The organism is Cyanobacterium sp. uoEpiScrs1 (assembly GCF_947331815.1).
Classification (GTDB): Bacteria; Cyanobacteriota; Cyanobacteriia; order Cyanobacteriales; family Microcystaceae; genus Rippkaea.
In genome coordinates, this window is the sequence record NZ_OX373462.1 from 2,288,729 (window position 1) to 2,306,971 (window position 18,243).

At 34.1% G+C, this 18,243-nt stretch carries 11 protein-coding genes; 4 read left to right on the forward strand and 7 right to left on the reverse strand.

Going from position 1 to position 18,243, the window contains the following annotated elements; all coding sequences use genetic code 11:
• Window positions 1-661 precede the first annotated feature (661 nt).
• On the reverse strand, window positions 662-1,915 hold the full coding sequence (locus OXU93_RS07905; RefSeq protein WP_267383654.1) for an aspartate aminotransferase family protein: 1,254 nt from the start codon (window positions 1,913-1,915) through the stop codon (window positions 662-664).
• A gap of 335 nt (window positions 1,916-2,250) precedes the next feature.
• Here OXU93_RS07905 and tsaB point away from each other — a divergent pair, with 335 nt between their 5' ends.
• Both tsaB and OXU93_RS07915 read left to right on the forward strand, forming a co-directional pair.
• Entirely contained in the window at window positions 2,251-2,892 is a 642-nt protein-coding gene (gene tsaB / locus OXU93_RS07910; protein WP_267383655.1) for a tRNA (adenosine(37)-N6)-threonylcarbamoyltransferase complex dimerization subunit type 1 TsaB, read from the forward strand.
• A 16-nt stretch (window positions 2,893-2,908) separates the two neighbouring features.
• Complete coding sequence (locus OXU93_RS07915; protein WP_267383656.1) at window positions 2,909-3,739, forward strand: DNA adenine methylase; 831 nt, start codon at window positions 2,909-2,911, stop codon at window positions 3,737-3,739.
• Between the two features lie 1,523 nt (window positions 3,740-5,262).
• Here OXU93_RS07915 and OXU93_RS07920 read toward each other — a convergent pair.
• A complete protein-coding gene (locus tag OXU93_RS07920) occupies window positions 5,263-5,979 on the reverse strand; it encodes a hypothetical protein (protein WP_267383657.1) in 717 nt (238 codons plus the stop codon).
• Window positions 5,980-6,266: 287 nt separating this feature from the next.
• On the reverse strand, window positions 6,267-7,163 hold the full coding sequence (gene truB, locus OXU93_RS07925) for a tRNA pseudouridine(55) synthase TruB (RefSeq protein ID WP_267383658.1): 897 nt from the start codon (window positions 7,161-7,163) through the stop codon (window positions 6,267-6,269).
• A 78-nt stretch (window positions 7,164-7,241) separates the two neighbouring features.
• Between truB and OXU93_RS07930 the strand changes: the two genes are divergently transcribed.
• On the forward strand, window positions 7,242-7,841 hold the full coding sequence (locus OXU93_RS07930) for a chorismate lyase (protein WP_267383659.1): 600 nt from the start codon (window positions 7,242-7,244) through the stop codon (window positions 7,839-7,841).
• Between the two features lie 476 nt (window positions 7,842-8,317).
• Here OXU93_RS07930 and OXU93_RS07935 read toward each other — a convergent pair whose 3' ends face one another.
• Both OXU93_RS07935 and OXU93_RS07940 read right to left on the reverse strand, forming a co-directional pair.
• A complete protein-coding gene (locus tag OXU93_RS07935) occupies window positions 8,318-8,815 on the reverse strand; it encodes a YceD family protein (protein ID WP_267383660.1) in 498 nt (165 codons plus the stop codon).
• Window positions 8,816-9,352: 537 nt separating this feature from the next.
• Window positions 9,353-10,516: a GuaB3 family IMP dehydrogenase-related protein gene (locus tag OXU93_RS07940; protein ID WP_267383661.1), complete on the reverse strand. Its 1,164-nt coding sequence runs from the start codon at window positions 10,514-10,516 to the stop codon at window positions 9,353-9,355.
• A gap of 792 nt (window positions 10,517-11,308) precedes the next feature.
• On the opposite strand from OXU93_RS07940, the gene carB reads away from it, so the two are divergent.
• Window positions 11,309-14,554: a carbamoyl-phosphate synthase large subunit gene (gene carB, locus OXU93_RS07945; protein WP_267383662.1), complete on the forward strand. Its 3,246-nt coding sequence runs from the start codon at window positions 11,309-11,311 to the stop codon at window positions 14,552-14,554.
• Between the two features lie 256 nt (window positions 14,555-14,810).
• Here carB and OXU93_RS07950 read toward each other — a convergent pair whose 3' ends face one another.
• Window positions 14,811-16,253: a phosphoglucomutase/phosphomannomutase family protein gene (locus OXU93_RS07950; protein ID WP_267383663.1), complete on the reverse strand. Its 1,443-nt coding sequence runs from the start codon at window positions 16,251-16,253 to the stop codon at window positions 14,811-14,813.
• A 983-nt stretch (window positions 16,254-17,236) separates the two neighbouring features.
• Window positions 17,237-18,229 carry a (S)-8-amino-7-oxononanoate synthase BioU gene (bioU, locus tag OXU93_RS07955; RefSeq protein WP_267383664.1) on the reverse strand — a complete coding sequence of 331 codons (993 nt, stop codon included), beginning with the start codon at window positions 18,227-18,229 and terminating at the stop codon, window positions 17,237-17,239.
• Window positions 18,230-18,243 lie beyond the last annotated feature (14 nt).

An 18,243-nucleotide genomic window follows, 5' to 3' on the forward strand; every position in this document is an offset into this window, starting at 1 on the left:
TTAATATAAGAACAGTATCTTAACTCAAAACAAAAGATGGAACTACTATAAATATAACAAGCACTAAATAAACTTTCATTATTTGTTTATCAAAATTTAATTGTAAATTATTTAAAAATTATCAATTATAATCTTTATTTTTTTTTAAACAAGGACAAAATTTATTTGGTTAGATTAGTTTAATTCTGGAAATAACTATCCATGCTATAAATACTAGATAAACGTAATATACATATACTTTTTAAGGTTTGATAATTTATTAAAAAATATTTGTTATGTAGAAAATTTAGCAAAATAAGTATAATTGCCTTCTGAATTTAAGCTAAAAAACTAGACAAAACGACAGAAAAAAGATACATTAGATATCTAATTGTACCCCAATGTTCAGTTAATATAAAAATGAGATTGTTTAAATTTGATCTTTGCTTTTGGGGAAGACTTCAACCCTCAAGACAAACAATAGCCAAAACTTTTATTTAAAATAAAAATCTACTAAAATACTCTTGTTTTCTTCTCCAAGTCAACATCTTTAATATCATTGTCTCTTGGCTGTAGAACAAATGGATTCAATTCCACGTCACATAAATTCATAGCGTTTTCTATTCTTTGTTTACCGTTCCTTCCAGGTGAAGTCTTACTTGACAAGTTTGATACAACTTTATTAACTTATCTTTTTTAACACCAACTCTAGAATTTCTATAGCTTTTTCTACTTCTATTTCTGAGACAATTAAAGGAGGTACAAAACGTAATACCTTCGGCCCTGCTGGAGCCAATAACAACCCGTTCTCCATTGCCATTTTAATAATATCTAAAGAAGTTAATTTAATCTCTTGTTTTAACTCTATTCCATTGATTAATCCCCATCCTCTAACTTCTGTAAATAAATTAGGGTATTTTTGAGTGATTGTTCGTAAGCTAGTTCTTAACTGTTCTCCTCTAGCTTGAACATTCTGTAAGATATTTTCTTTCTTAATAGTTTTTAATACTGTTAAGGCTACAGCAGTTACAAAAGGGTTTCCTCCAAAGGTACTTGCATGAGTTCCCGGGCCCAAGACATCGCAGAATCTTTTGCACATCATCGCCCCAATGGGAATCCCTCCAGCTAGTCCTTTTGCACTAGTAAGGATATCCGGTTCGACTCCTAAATGTTCGTAACCCCATAATTTACCAGAACGACCTACCCCAATTTGGACTTCATCAAACACCAAAAGAATATTCTTTTCATCACAGATTTTCCGTAACTTAAGAAAATATTCTAAATCCCCTGGACGAACTCCTCCCTCTCCTTGAAGAGGTTCTAACATTACAGCAACTACTCTACTATTCTCTTGATTTAAGTCAGTGATGGTGTCTTCTAATATTTTGATATCATTATAGGGAACATAAACAAATCCTGGTACTAGGGGGCTAAAATCTTTTTGATACTTAGGCTGCCCAGTGGCAGTAATGGTAGCTAGGGTTCGTCCGTGAAAACTGGCTTTAGCGGTTAGAATTACGGGCTGTTTACAGCAATCTAACATTGTATGAGCATATTTTCTTACTAATTTAATAGCCGCTTCGTTGGCTTCTGCACCAGAATTACAAAAAAATACACTATCAGCACAGGAATGATCTACAAGCCATTTAGCTAAAGCTCCCTGTTCGGGAATATAGTACAAATTCGAGACATGGTGAAGTTTTTGAATTTGTTGCGTAACCGTTTCGATTAAAGCGGGATGAGCATGGCCGAGAGTAGAAGTAGCAATTCCGGCAACAAAGTCCAAGTATTCTCGTCCCTCAGTATCCCAAAGGCGACATCCCTGTCCTTTTTCGATAGCGATGGGGAAACGCCCATAGGTGTGCATGACATAATTGTCAAACTCATTGTAATTAAACGCATGGGCGAGAGTGTCAAGAAGGACAGGGTGGCTCACAGTTTGCTCCTAATAAAGTTATGCTAAGCTACACCCACCATTGTAAGTCAAAATTAAAGATAAGACCAAGATTTGTTTAGATATTTCTCAGATTTAATTTTGGATTTTTTCAATAAGGAAATAGATAAGGTAATTGATTTAAAAATTCAATATTTTAGTTAAAGTAACGAGTAGAAGTTAAGGGATATTTTAAAGAATTACCTTCTCCCATAAAATGTTATAATCAACCTAATTATGTTGGTTAATCAGTGTTTATGAGTAGTCAATTTACACTGAGTCCAAGATATTGGCGTTTAATCTGTTGGATCTTTATTCTTGATTATTATTAACACAAAATGTCTAACTTGACTCATTCTCAGTATGGTCTTGCCTTCCACACAACTAGTGTTCAACTTGGACTAAGTATTAGTGATTTCTCAAAGGAAACTTATTCTCAAACTTGGGATATTGATCACAAATTATCCACTCATTTACATCAATATCTAATTGAGTTTATCGGATCTATAACATGGGAAAAAATAGCATTTATTGCGGTTGCAAAAGGACCGGGTAGTTTTACAAGTACTCGTATTGGTGTAGTTACAGCGCGGACACTAGCACAACAATTAAATATTCCTCTTTTTAGTATTTCAACTTTAGAAGCTTTTGCCTGGCAGATTAGAAATAATTATTCTGTTGACGCATTAGTTCCTGTACAAATGTCAGCTTCGAGAGGAAAACTGTATGTTGCTATTTACAAAGTAAAAAACAAAGATCAAAAATTTACTATTATTTTACCTGACATGGTTATTAACCCTGATACATGGAAACAAAAAATACGAGATTTAAATATTAAAATAAAACCTGCAATAACTCCTGAAAAGCTAGGTTTCACTGTAACCAGTATTTTAGAACTAGCTTATCATGATTGGCGACAGGAAAAACGCCCTCATTGGTCAGATACCATACCTTTTTATGGTATGTCAGTAGTTAGTTGATAATGTTAAAAACACGATGAGAATATATAAAAAAAATACTTTAATTAAGAGTCCTTTACGCTTTCCTGGAGGAAAATCCAAAGCTATTAAACAGATTATTCAACATCTTCCTAAAAATTTATCTAAATATACTGAATATAGGGAACCCTTTTCTGGCGGTGGCTCTATGTTTATTTATCTTAAGCAAACTTATCCTAATCTTCATATTTGGATTAATGATTTAAATCGTGAATTATATTTATTTTGGAAAATAGCTCAATCCGATCTGGAGGAATTAGTAATTACCTTGCGAGAAATTAAATTAAATTGTACTGATGGTCGAAAACTTTTTAAAAGGCTAATATCGATTAATGTTGACGAATTATCCGATTTTGAAAGGGCAGTTCGTTTTTTTATTTTAAATAGAATTACTTTTTCAGGAGCTGTAGAATCTGGAGGATTTTCATATCAATCTTTTTTAACTAGATTTACAGATTCTTCCATTGATCGCCTTGAAAATTTAAGGCATATCTTAAAAGATGTTACGATCACCAATTTAGATTACAGTGAAGTTATTAATGTAGAGAAAGGGCGAGTATTTATTTTCTTAGATCCTCCTTATTTGGCTGCCTCTCAATCTAGATTATATGGAAAAAAGGGTAATCTACACACCTCTTTTGACCATCAAAGATTTGCAAAAAATCTAGTGAATTGTCAACATAAATGGTTAATCACCTATGATAACTCTGAAGAGATTAAAAATAACTTTAAAGGGTTTAATATCATTAACTGGGAATTTCAATATGGGATGAACAATTATAAACAAGGAAAGGCTATAAAAGGAAAAGAAATTTTTATTAAAAATTAATACACTTAAAATAACTCATTGATATCCTTGAATATTTACATCTATATTTAAAATCTTTCACTTTATGAGAATATACCTTTGAGATCAAGTTGGTGTAGTTACGACGAGGACATCAGCACAATTATTAAATATTCAATAAAATCCCAAACTATTTTATAGAAAACTTTGATTTTAAGAACTTTATTTTTGTAAAGATAGAGTTCTTAAAATTTTATAAGTCTTGCAAAGCTAAACTTTCAATTTTTTACTTTATGATTTTTACCTAATGTGAAATAAGCACAATTTTGTGTAGGCAAACATTTAGTTTTCTCAAATCATATTAATATAATTGCATACTTTTATCTTCGATTTTAATAAGTATTTTTAGCAATAAATTCTACATAATTTTGTATTTCCAACCAATTTATTTATTAAAACTATATATCGTTTAATAACATAAGTTATTTCTGAGGAGATGAGACTCTTTAATGTAGAATCAGAAAAAGACAATAACTATAAAATTTAAAAAAGAGAGCTAGTCACTCAAGTTATTCTGGTGGCTTATATATCCTATTGATAACAAATAAAGATAAGTAATTCTCAATATTACAAGTTTGCTTGTTTAAATACAATATTAAATATTTAATTAAAAAATTTATTTTGTAGGTATACTTTATTATTAATCAGTAATATTATTTATCAAAAAAAACAATATTTAATGGATATATAAAACAGTAGTCGTAATTAATTATAATAGTTATTTAAAACAGCAGATAAAAATAACCTTATCTTAAACAGGTAAGGTTTACACAAAAAAGTTATCAATCAAGTAAAGAGAACAATAAAATTATTTTAACTACTTAATATCTAGAACTGCTAACTTATGAGATAATCTATTAAGTAGTTCATCAACATAACATTAATCAAGAAAATTTTACTAATTAGTTTCATTTGTTTTTACAGGTTTATATCTTGTTGATAATGAGTGACTGATTAAATTTGTTTTTTACGAAAAGTATTAAATAATAATTGAGCAACTTTTTCTCAGCTTTCCAATATTTAGTTAATTAATCTTTCCTTGATTTAGAAGTAAATATACTGTTTTGACATTTCCTGTAGCAGAGTTAAAATAAGCATCTTACAGTAATTGTTTGTTATCAAACATAATCTAAAAAAATATTTTTTACCATAAATAGAATAAAAGACTTTTATCGAAAACAGTGTAGTTATATTTTTAGTAAACTAAATATAGGAAGTACTTTTCTATTCTAGAATAAGGAAAAGTCCATACTGTATAAAAATATTTAAATATTTTAACTCTCTAAATAGAGATATACAATTGTACTATCCATATAATTTACCTAAACTTGAACGTAAACAGAATCTTTTCTCTAATAAATAATATCAATTCATGAATAAGGTTAAAATGCTGTTAAAATTTTTGATGAATACTTACCCAGAATAAAAAATGTTATAGTGGGAGCGTAACAGGATAGATATAAAATATACAAATACTCAAATATCAGTTTTCGCAACTAATTTTGTCAAAAGCGTCTATAACTTCCCCTACTGTTACCCATTAAAGTCAGGTTCGATTCTAGAACAATAGCCAAATCTTGGTTTGGATCGATAGAGATAACCTGAGTTTCACCTCCTCCAATAACACCCGTTTCTGGTAGGCTCCATCCGGCTAGAGTTCCTACTGCAGCGCCTGCTAAGACTTCTAGAGCGTCAATACGGCGATCACCCGTCGTTCCCGCAATGATGGCAGCCGCAGCAGAGCCAGCTAAAGTCCCCCCTAAAATTTCCTCAACACTTGCCCCTTCATTAACAGTTTCCGTCCGAGTAATGACTCCAGAACTGGCATAAAGGGGATACCGTTGATTGTCAACGACGATTTCCCGCGCAACAAACTGAGCCCCCCCATTAGCTGGTCGTATGATTCCTATAACTTTACTACCTACCGGAACTAAGAAATTACCGTAGCGATCCTTGATGTTGGCCGCAGTTTCAAGGGTTATATCAAGACTTTCTTCCTGAGTAACAAGGATCTTCCCAACATCTTGGTGTCGGAGGGGAATTCGAGTTCCGAGGGGAACTACTACATCATTAGAAATAGAATCAGAATTATTGTTATTTTCTCTAGAAAGTAATTGAGCGGCTGCCGGCTTTAAGAGACAGATAGGAGTCACTACTGTCATTCCAACCAAGAACGATATTACTAAAGCTGCCCCATGTTTACTATAATTTAATTCAAACATAATGTTAAATCTCCTTAAGACTTCTGCGTAATAACATAGCAGTTCCCCACTTTATACTCCGATTCTAACTTCTTCCACTAGGGAATGTCAGTCCTAAATAATAAGTAATTATTTGACCTAAGTGGATAAAAGTGGAATTTTTTCCATTTAAGCTAGTAAATTTTTCGTCTTATTCCAATTCAATAAAGTTATTGTAATCTTTATTAAGATACTTAAATATTTTCAACAAATAGCAGGTTAAACTTATAGACTAACTCAAATAACAGATTTTTAATTTTAAAAATCTGCTATTTGTCGACAAGAACGACTTTAGGACTCAAAATCTGATAATTATCAAATTCAACGACATTTCCAATGCCTAATAGCTTATCCTCTGGTTGATATACTCTAACGACTCCGGAAACGGATAATGGCAGTAAATCTTGAGTGATTTTTTGTCCTTGAAGCCAACGTTTTTCATCCATTTCCGATAAAGTTATTTTATTTAAATGTTGTAGGGCAATATCTGAAGAGATTAAGCTAAAACTTCCCTTTTCAACTTCTTCCTTTAATTGTCTTAAAGAAATGCTCTCAGATAAATGCATTCCACAACTTTCAATACGAGTTAATTTAGCTAAAGTTCCCCCTGTATTAAGCATAGTCCCCAAATCGCGGGCAATTGCTCGAATATAAGTTCCTGAGCCGCAAATAATGTCAACTTCTAATTCAGGAAATTCTCCAGGAGACCAACCTACCAATTTTATTAGCTCAATATAAACTGTTCTTGCTGGAACATCTATTAATTTTCCCTTTCTGGCTAAATCATACAATCGTTTTCCATTAATTTGAATAGCACTATAAATAGGGGGAGTCTGTTGAATAGTACCAACAAACTGATGTAGTAGAGGTTCAACTTGTTTTAAAGTTAACATAGAAGCAGGTTGAGATTTAACTACCTCTCCTTGGAGATCATCAGTGGTTGTCTGCACTCCTAATCGAATCAAAGCACGGTAAGTTTTGTTTTCGGGGAAAAATCGCAACAAACGAGTTGCTTTTCCCACAGCAATAGGTAAAACTCCCGTAGCTAAAGGATCTAGAGTTCCGCCATGACCAACTTTTCTAAGTTTTAGAATTTTTCTGACCTTGGCTACACAATCATGGGATGTAATTCCTGATGGTTTATTTAATGCGATAAATCCAAACATTCGTTCCTATAAAGACTGCGTTTTGTTATTATAATCTTAGAAGTTGTAAAGTTCCTTTTAAACCCCATAGCAGTAATCTTGAAATCTGATAGCAACACAAAATTTGAGTGGTATGCCCTTGACATAATTTGGGGAGGTACTGAAGAACAAGTTAAACAAGGACTTCCCCATGATCAATTGTCTCCTACATGGCAAATTCTGTTATTAGGCGATGGCTCTCCGACTCGTCATTTGCAATTGCTCACAACAGAGAATACAGAAGTTGATCTTATTGACATGTCTTTGATTAATAGAGGTGAAGATGGTGCACCAGCAGAGATTCAAAAAATCCTTGAACCTCATTTACGACGACAGGTTTGGCTACGAACAGTGTCGGGGCAAAGATTAGCCTATGCTGCTTCTTGGTGGAATGAAGCTCATATAGATGAGTATTTACAGAATCGCTCCTTACCTATTTGGGAAAGCCTTTCGCGATCATATACAGAATTGTACCGCGATATTCAAGGAATTTATTATGGTAATTGCACTGCTTTAGAAGAAAAATTTGGAGAAAAAGGACCTTTTTGGGGCAGGCATTACTTATTCTGGCATAATGGCAAACCTTTAACTCTAATTTATGAGGTATTTTCTCCATATTTACGCAAATACTTGGGTCCTTTTTGTTTAAATTGCTCCTGACCTAGGCTTGTAAAGCACCGAGTGTGAGATGTTAAAGTCTAATGGATAGACAAGTAGAAATTGTGCACTGAATAGACTTCTAATACACTTTTTGATAAGAATTTATCTTTTAAAGATTATAAACTAAAGCTCATTACATCTAAATCAATCATTATCATTTATAGTTTTAAAACCATAAACGATAGTGGATAGTCCTTTTTATTTTAAAATAGTCTATTCTCTGAGAATAAGAAATATACTATTCGCTATTTTGTAGCAAGATATATAATTAAAAACTAACAATTTTGTTATGGGCAAGTTTTATTAATGAAAATTTATCCTAACCTAAATAGCTAGTACTATTAAATTAGTTAAAGGTTGATTATAATCAGTTATATGTTGACAGTGATAAACAGTCTCCATCCTTTATCATCTTATTATTAATAATGATAAATAGTTCAAATATGTTCTTGTATTTGACTAAAGTTTAACTTTGATTATGAAAAATTACTTTTTAAGGATTCTAATGAAGCCCAACGATTATCAATAGGTAACGTATTTTGATCATAATTAGAAACAGGTTGCCGACATTCCTTTCCACATAACCGTCTAAGAGGCATTGCTAATGACAATTGTTCATAAAGCCAGGTCTCCAGATCAAGATGTCCATCAGGAGAAAGGGTTTCTGATAAGTCCTCCAAAGAAACTTCTCTTTCTTGGGGAATACCAGATAAACTGAGGTTTTTATCAAGCCAAATAATTTCCGAAGTGTTGATAATAATACGATGATTGTATTGTTGTACGCAGCGATCACAGATTAAGGTAACGATTGTTTCTCCTTTTACTTTTACATCCAGAAACGTTCCTCCATGACGAATGCTCAGAGTTCCACGAAAAGGGGTCAAAGTATCTAAGCCAGGGATAAAATCATCAATGAGAATAGTTTGAGTTTTCTCGGCGCGTTGAAGTAAATGAGGAATGTAGAGGGATTGCATTGTGTCACGCCTCCTATCCATAGCTATTATTCACTGATCCCATTGTACCAATCGTTATACTAACGGTGAAGGGTGAAGAGTCATAATAGCCCAAGGTTTAATTTAATTTAAGGTTTAATACATTTAGTTAGTTAATCTATTTTCTTAATAGGATTGATCATCCCATTTGTCTCAAAAGGGTTAAATGGAGGCAAACAGTAGAAGAAATGTCAATTATTTTTTAGTTTGAATATATGATTATTCTGAGCTCTTTTAGACTAGATATGATCAATTAGCAGTCAATAACTTTAATAACAGTCATTTTAACTATATTTTTCGCCAAAAACTTAACTTTTATCAGAATAAAGTCTTATAAAAGTTGTAAACTTCGTAAAGTTAAAATCGTAGCATTTTCAATGGAGATTTTGTCCATAGCTAGTCTAGAAGAGCTGTAATTCTTAATTAGAGACGATGGATAGTATTTTTTAGGTTCATGAGATACTCATAATAAAAATTTTATGCTTTTGCTTTACTAACAAACATAGGAATTACGATTAACTACTTACCCATACCTAACTGTTGAGCTTTCTGATACACTTTTCCTTCCGTTAATAATGACGGCGCAATAACGACCTCAACCTGTTGCATATCTTTGATGTTCTTTGCTCCTAAGGTTCCCATACTAGTTTTAAGTGCACCCAGTAAGTTGTGAGTTCCATCATCTAGTCTGGCTGGTCCAGTGAGGATTTCCTTAATTGTTCCAGTGCTACCAACATTAATCCTAGTTCCCCTGGGTAACACTGGAGAAGGAGTCGCCATACCCCAATGATATCCACGTCCAGGGGCTTCTATAGATCGAGCAATTGGAGATCCAATCATCACGGCATCGGCTCCACAAGCAACACACTTACAAATATCTCCTCCTGTTATCACGCCCCCATCGGCAATTACAGGGATATAGTCCCCAGTTTTTTGGTAATATTCATCGCGTGCCGCAGCACAGTCAGCTATAGCAGTTGCTTGGGGGACCCCTACCCCTAAAACACCACGAGAGGTACAAGCAGCTCCAGGTCCTATTCCCACTAAGATACTAGCTGCACCAGCTTTCATCAGATTTAATGCGACTTCGTAGGTGACACAGTTGCCTAAAATAACTGGCATAGGCATTTCTTGACAAAATCGGCTTAAATCTAGGGAGTTAATAGATTTAGGAGAAAAATGATCCGTAGAAACTACTGTTGCCTGAACAAACAATAAGTCTGCTCCTGCTTCGGCCACAATTTGACCATATTGAGAAGCTCCTGCTGGAGTCAGACTAACTGCTGCAATGCTTCCTTTGGCTTTGATATCAATGATGCGTTTCTTGATTAATTCCGGGTCGATAGGTTTGGCATATAGTTCTTGCATTAACCCTACAAATTTCGATGTCCCAACTGATACGATGCGATCAAGAATAGGATAAGGGTCTTCATAACGGGTTTGTATTCCTTCTAAGTTGAGAACTCCTATTGCTCCTAACTCGGATAGCAGTACCGCCATTTTGACATCAACAACTCCATCCATTGCACTAGCGATAATAGGTATATTTCTTTCAATACCACCAATAGTCCAGTTAGTCTGTGCTAAACTCGGATCCAAAGTACAGTTTCCGGGAACAAGAGCAATTTCATCTATCCCGTAGGCTCGCCGGGCAATTTTACCTTTACCTATCACTATATCCACGAATTTATATCCTATTTCCGATAAGTATTAGTTTAGATTATCAAACTTTGAGAGGTTTAGGGATCGGGCTCTCAGAATTATTTAAGAAATTTCCACAAGTATTAGAGCTAGGGAGAATATAAAATTTATATAGTAAAATAAGATTAAACAAAAAGTTTAGGTATGAACACTATATAAATCTTTCAGTAAAGAAATTCTGCTTTTTTTACTTAGAAGTAGCAACAATAATATTTTATACTGACATCATAACTGTTATTGAAGAAACTATTAGTTATGCAATTAAAATTTTTACTTGCTTGATGTTGATTAATATTTTAAAATCCAACAAAAACATGCATAGTAATAATCAAACTCTTATAGAACAAAAACAATTACAGTATTTTTAGAACAATCTTATTTAAGGTAATTTATATTGCAAATAACAATAAACATGTCTTAAATCGATTGCTTCTTATTTCCTTGCTAGTTAAGTTTGATAAATGCAATAACCAAACAAATAAGTATTATTGATATTATTTCGACAACGATTTTTTTTATTAATCATAATACTATAAACAGTAAGTAAATTAATTAAACCACAGCATTTTATTATAAAAGAAGTATGATAGTTAGGAAAAAGCCATAAATAAAAACAAAAATGTAGAATATATCTAACCTGACTTTTAGCTATTATTTATTGCTCTTGCCAAATTTCTTAAACCTGAATAAAGGATTAGAGTAAACATAAAATCCTACAGATAGTGGATACAATAACCTCGGTTTGTTTTATTTATCTACTTTACAAAAACGCTTATGCCACGCCGCAACGACTTAAAAAAAATCTTAATTTTAGGTGCAGGACCCATCGTTATCGGACAAGCTTGCGAATTTGATTATTCTGGGACTCAAGCTTGTAAAGCATTGCGAGAAGAAGGATATGAAATTGTATTAGTCAACTCCAATCCTGCATCCATTATGACCGATCCTGAAATGGCTAATCGCACTTATATTGAACCATTGACTCCCAATATAGTAGAAAAAGTTATTGCCAAAGAACGTCCTGATGCGTTATTGCCAACAATGGGAGGTCAAACTGCTCTCAATGTAACAGTTTCTTTAGCCAAAACTGGAGTTTTGGATAGGTACAATGTGGAGTTGATTGGCGCAAAACTGTCAGCTATTGAAATGGCAGAGGATCGAGAGTTATTCAAAACAGCAATGGCTAAAATTGGGGTTCCTGTTTGTCCTTCTGGTATTGCCAGTACTCTCAAACAAGCACGGACAATTTGTCAAGAAATTGGACCTTATCCCTTGATAATACGCCCTGCATTCACTCTAGGAGGAACAGGAGGGGGAATTGCTTATAATCAAGAAGAATTTGAAGCAATGGTGCAAGTTGGCATTGATATGTCCCCTGTTTCTCAAATTTTAATCGAAAAATCTTTGTTGGGGTGGAAAGAATATGAATTAGAGGTAATGCGAGACTTAGCTGACAATGTGGTCATTATCTGTTCAATTGAAAACTTTGACCCTATGGGAATCCATACGGGGGACTCTATCACAGTAGCGCCCGCACAGACATTAACTGATAAAGAATATCAACGATTAAGAGACTATTCTCAAGCAATTATCCGTCAAATTGGAGTAGAAACAGGTGGATCCAACATCCAATTTTCTGTTAACCCTGTCAACGGAGATGTGATCGTCATTGAAATGAATCCCCGTGTATCACGATCATCTGCATTGGCATCTAAAGCGACAGGATTTCCCATTGCTAAAATAGCCGCTAAACTAGCTGTGGGATATACTCTCAACGAGATAAACAATGACATTACCAGACAAACTCCTGCATCCTTTGAACCCAGCATTGACTATGTGGTGACGAAAATACCCCGTTTTACATTCGAGAAATTCCACGGTTCCCAACAGATTCTAACTACCCAAATGAAGTCTGTAGGAGAAGTAATGGCTATTGGACGCACTTTTCAAGAGTCTTTCCAAAAAGCCTTACGATCACTAGAAACGGGACGATATGGTTTCGGGTGTGACCGAAAAGAAACCCTACCTACTATATCTCAAGTCCGAGCTAATTTACGAACTCCTAATCCTGATAGGGTTTACAACATATACTATGCATTGCGACTGGGTATCACAGTGACTGAGATTCACGAATTGACTGCCATTGATATTTGGTTTTTGGATAAGTTACAAGAACTTAGTGAAAGCGAAAAATTCCTTAAACAAACTCCCTTAACTAACATCACGACTAGAAAAATGCGATTGATTAAACAACAAGGATTTAGTGATAATCAAATCGCTTTCGCTACGAAAACTAATGAAGATGAAGTCAGAAGTTATCGCAAAAGTTTAGGTGTGGTTCCGGTATACAAGGTTGTAGATACCTGCGCAACAGAGTTTGAAGCATTCACTCCTTATTTCTATTCCACTTACGAACCTTCAGAAACAGAAGTGATTTCTAGCAAGAAAGAGAAAGTCATGATCTTAGGGGGAGGTCCTAATCGTATTGGACAAGGCATTGAATTTGATTATTGTTGTTGTCATGCATCTTTCTCCCTAAGCGAGGCAGGGTTTGAAACTATTATGGTGAATTCTAATCCTGAAACTGTTTCTACTGACTATGATACAAGTGATCGCTTATATTTCGAACCCTTAACTAAAGAAGATGTATTAAATATTATCGAAACTGAAAATCCCGTGGGGGTTATTGTCCAATTTGGGGGTCAAACTCCCCTAAAATTATCAATTCCTTTACAGAAATACCTTGATAGCCCTGGGTGCTCTGTCCAAACTAAAATTTGGGGAACTTCTCCAGATGCGATTGATGCAGCCGAAGATCGGGAACGCTTTGAAAGTATTTTACATGGTATTAATATTCAACAACCTCCTAATGGAATTTCTCGCAGTTATGAGGAATCATTAATTATTTCTTCTCGCATTGGTTATCCTGTTGTTGTACGTCCTTCTTATGTTTTGGGAGGAAGAGCTATGGAAATCGTCTATTCTGATGAAGAATTAGAACACTACATGACATATGCCGTACAGGTGGAACCTAATCATCCTATTCTGATTGATAAGTTTCTCGAAAACGCGATCGAAGTTGATGTTGACGCTTTGTGTGATATCACTGGACATGTAGTTATTGGCGGTATTATGGAACATATTGAACAAGCAGGTGTTCACTCAGGAGACTCAGCGTGTTCTCTTCCTTCCATAACCCTTTCTGCTACAGTGATTAATACTATCAGAACTTGGACAACTCACTTAGCAAATAAGTTGAAAGTTATTGGATTAATTAACGTTCAATATGCTATTCAAGGAGAAACTGTTTACATTTTAGAAGCAAATCTTCGTGCATCTCGCACCGTCCCTTATGTGTCTAAAGCAACAGGACGACCTTTAGCTAAAATTGCTTCTTTACTTATGTCAGGACGAACTTTAGAAGAGTTAAAAATAACTAAGGAACTTATTCCCCGCCATATTGCTGTTAAAGAAGTAGTTTTACCTTTCCAAAAGTTTCCAGAAGCTGATACTTTATTGGGACCAGAAATGCGTTCCACTGGAGAAGTGATGGGAATAGATGATGACTTTGGAAAAGCTTTCGCTAAAGCAGAAATTGCGGCTGGAGTTGACTTGCCTACTGCTGGAACAGTTTTTGTTTCTATAAGTAATCGAGATAAAGTCTCGATAGTTTCAATCGTTAAAGATCTAGTTTGTTTAGGATTTAAAGTTATTGCAACCTCAGGAACTAAAAAAATATTATCTGATAATGGAGTTGAAGATATAGAAGTTGTTTTTAAACTTCATGAAGGTCGTCCTAATATAATAGATTGGATCAAAAATAAACAGATTCAGTTGATTATTAACACATCTAGTGGTGGAGAGTCCCAAGTAGATGGCCGCTTAATTCGTCGTACTGCTTTAGATTATAAATTACCTATTATTACGACAATAGCAGGGGCAAGGGCCACTGTTGCAGCTATTCGAGCTCTGCAGAATCAACCGTTAGAGGTTAGGGCGTTACAGGACTATACTTTCTGAAATTATCGGGTGGGTTTTGCCCACCCGACTTAAATATAATAAGACATTAAAATTTATTAAGTTACACGATTGCTATTGTCTAAACAAAAAAATAAGCCTAGGTTTAATAATATCAATAAATTCTTTATTAATTAAATACCTTAGTGTAGGTAAATTAGATTTATTTATTCTATAACTTTTAGTTAAGTTCACTATCTAGTTCACCTGGAACCTGTCTTTATAATGGGTGAGGAAGAAACCTTAAATAGAAGCTAAATCAAGCTGAATTTGCCCAATTTTTTGCCCAATTTAAAATTTTATGAACTTGTTTAGTAGTTGTTGATTCACAATACAATCGCAATACTGGTTCAGTACCACTAAAACGAATTAACAACCAACTTCCATCAGCTAAACGATACTTATAACCATCTTTAATAGAACAATCTAATATCTTTTGTTCAGCAATTTTAGTTAGTGATTCTTGCTGTAATTTTTTTAGCAACTGCGTCTTAACTTCTATATTAGCTAATGGTAAATCAATACGATCATAAATATTATAAAAACCAGTTTTATTTTGTATATATGAATAATATTGTCCTAAATCTTTACCACTTTCTACTATAGCTTCTAAAATATATAAAGCTGATAATAAGGCGTCTCGTTCGGGAATATGAGTTCCATAACCAATCCCCCCAGACTCTTCTCCTCCAATTAGGGTATCAGTTGTTAACATTCGATCTGTAATGTATTTATACCCAATTGGAGTCTCATAAACTGAGAGATTATAAATTTTAGCCAAATGAGAAATTAAATCTGAACCACTCACAGTTTTAATTATTTCTCCTGTAAATCCCTTACGTTTGGCTAAATGATCAATCAAAATAGGAATTATAATTTGAGAACTTAAAAAATTTCCTTGTCCATCTACTGCGGCAATGCGGTCACCATCTCCATCAAAAACTAAACCAACTTTTAATCCATCATCTCCCTGACGAGCTGAGGTTTTGATGACATTAAATAATTTTGATAAATAACGAGGTAATGGTTCAGGCGAACCTCCTTCAAATAATGGATCGCGATTACTATTAATTTCTTCAATACTACACTCTAATAATCTTTCTAAACCTGTTGCAGCTGCCCCGTGCATAACATCAGTAAATACTCTTAATTTACCCGATACAATTGCCTCACAAATAACTTTAACCTTAACTTTTTGTTGCAACTCATAACAGTAACTTTTCCAAGGATCAAAGTAGCTTAAAGTGCCTAATTTAGAGTTAAAAGTGGGAGGAGCAAGCAGTAAAGTTTCAATTTGCTGAGTTATTTCCCTAGAAACTGAGCCGCCAAATGCTCCTTTTACTTTTAACCCTAAATATTTGGCAGGGTTATGACTTGCTGTTAGGACAATTGCACCTAAGGCATTTTGTTGTTTAGCTGTCCAACTAAAGGCAGGAGTAGGAGCATAAGATTGAGATAGAGCTACATCAAATCCTGCTTCTTGTATTGCTTCAGCAGCAACTTGAGCAAATTCTTCGGCTAAAAATCGGCGATCATATCCTACAATTATCTGGTGTGTTCTATCAGGTGTTCCATAATTATCAGCTAAAATTTTTGCTACTAGAGGAGCTAAAAAAGCAACCCGTTCAAAGGTAAACTCCGCGGCGATAACACCGCGCCAGCCATCAGTGCCAAATTTAATTGGGTTAACAGAAAATAGCATAGTGAAGAACCTTCAAAGAATATCAACTCTTTTTAGAGTAGCCTCTTGAGTTCTATTTGAGAACAGTCACAGGAGATATTTTACATATAAATTAATAATAATATTTGATTTTTAAAACTGGAGCCTTCTTCAACATAGTAAGATTAGATTCTCAACAAATAAAATTGTTATCTGTTGAGAATATCTATTTTATTCAACAAATAAATATCAGTATTTGATTTTTTTAATTAAAATAAAACAAGACATCGCAATTTTATTTATAATGTATTTCTTGTTCTTTTCTTTATTAGATTAACATGGTTCTCTTAGATTTTATATAATAATCAACTAAGTTGATTATTATATAAAATCACCTATGTACATTTTTTCTTTGTTTTTTATCTTCTAATTCACAAGAATATCTTTTGATATTATGTAAAATTGTTTTTGTATTTATTCAAAACAATAATTTTATTAAACATTAACTTGTTTGTTTTTATAAAGACCTGTAGATATTTAACTTTTTTTCAACTGTTGTTCTCAATATCGAAGTAAGAATATGACAAAAATAAAAAAGTACAGCTAACAATCAAAACTATAATTTGAAATAAAAATTTAATAGAAAATTATGAAAAAAAATTAATAGCAGCCCCATACCAGAGCCATATTTGTTGATCCCTGGTTCTATGAGTATAAAATGTCACCTCTATAATTGTAAAAATATTTTGTGATTTAAATCACTTCTATTAAAAAGTTGAACAGTAGCCAACCAATTATGAGGAAAAGGCAGCGTTTTCTATGTTACGTCTTAAAAAGAAAGTAAATATGAACACAAAAAAGCAGTTCGCGTTTAGTTTGCGCGAACCGTTACTATATTCATGCTTAATCGAATTAAACAGTGTTGGATCGAATTCAGATAATCATATCATAATGATTTCTCAAATCTTCTATTGAAAAATCTGAATTTCGAAGATCTCCTATTATTTTGACCAAGGTATTTCATTTTATTTCACAAACTTAGGCATTATTTCCGCAGCAGTGAATAGTCCATAAATCCCTCGACGATGTAACTCTATTCCTGCCTTAAGATAACCGAAAGCAGGTCCGCACACATTGGCTGCCATGCTGGTTTCATCTCCTAGGGTAAACGTATGAGTAGAGATTTTTCCGTCAAAGGTACGTCCGGTTACTTGAACATTGGTACTTAAAGGTTTTTTTGGACTGCGGGTATTAACCACGCCCCCAACTGTTACTCTATCACGAGCGCAAACCCCTGCCAATTCCAGCATAATATCATCGGCGTGTTCCATGTTTTCTAGGGTTAGAATACCATTAGTTTTATCTAAAAAGGTTTTCACCTCAGCATCACTCATCCCTTTAGCTTTTTCCACGTCAAACCCTGGCAAATGAGCGATGTCTTCACGAATTGTGGCTCTATAAGCTTCCCAATTAGCAATTCCGACCCCAAAAGATATTCTGACATGATGAACTTCAGCGTAACTTTGGGCAGCTATAGTTGCAGCAGCGGTAAGTAAACCGGGAGTTGCCCCACATCCAGTCAAGTAAGTAATCCCGGCTTGAGCCAATTCGTCTTTTAAGTTCAGTAATTGTTCTACTGCGCTGGTACGCTTGAGAGCATCTACCAACACCCCCCGCCATCCTGACGCGACAAATTGCTTAGTTACGTCTGCCATAAAGGTATTAGGAAGGTTGGGCAAAGCTAGAAAATAGCCGTCAACTGCTTTAGTTTCAAGTAAATCTTGAATACTTTTGTTACTGAAGGTTCCATAGGGATCACAATAGCCAATTGACCCTTTTTCATGATAAGTGGAGATTAACTTATCAGGATCTAATCCTCTCTCACAGTAACTATAACCTTTAAGATCGGCAGCTGCTACCCAGGTCATTTCTTGTTTAGGGGTAAGAATTCGGGCAGCCGCTTGTCCTAGTCCCCCAAATCCTAGAACTCCCACTTTGAGCGCGCTATTGATATTCATTATTGGTCTCTTTC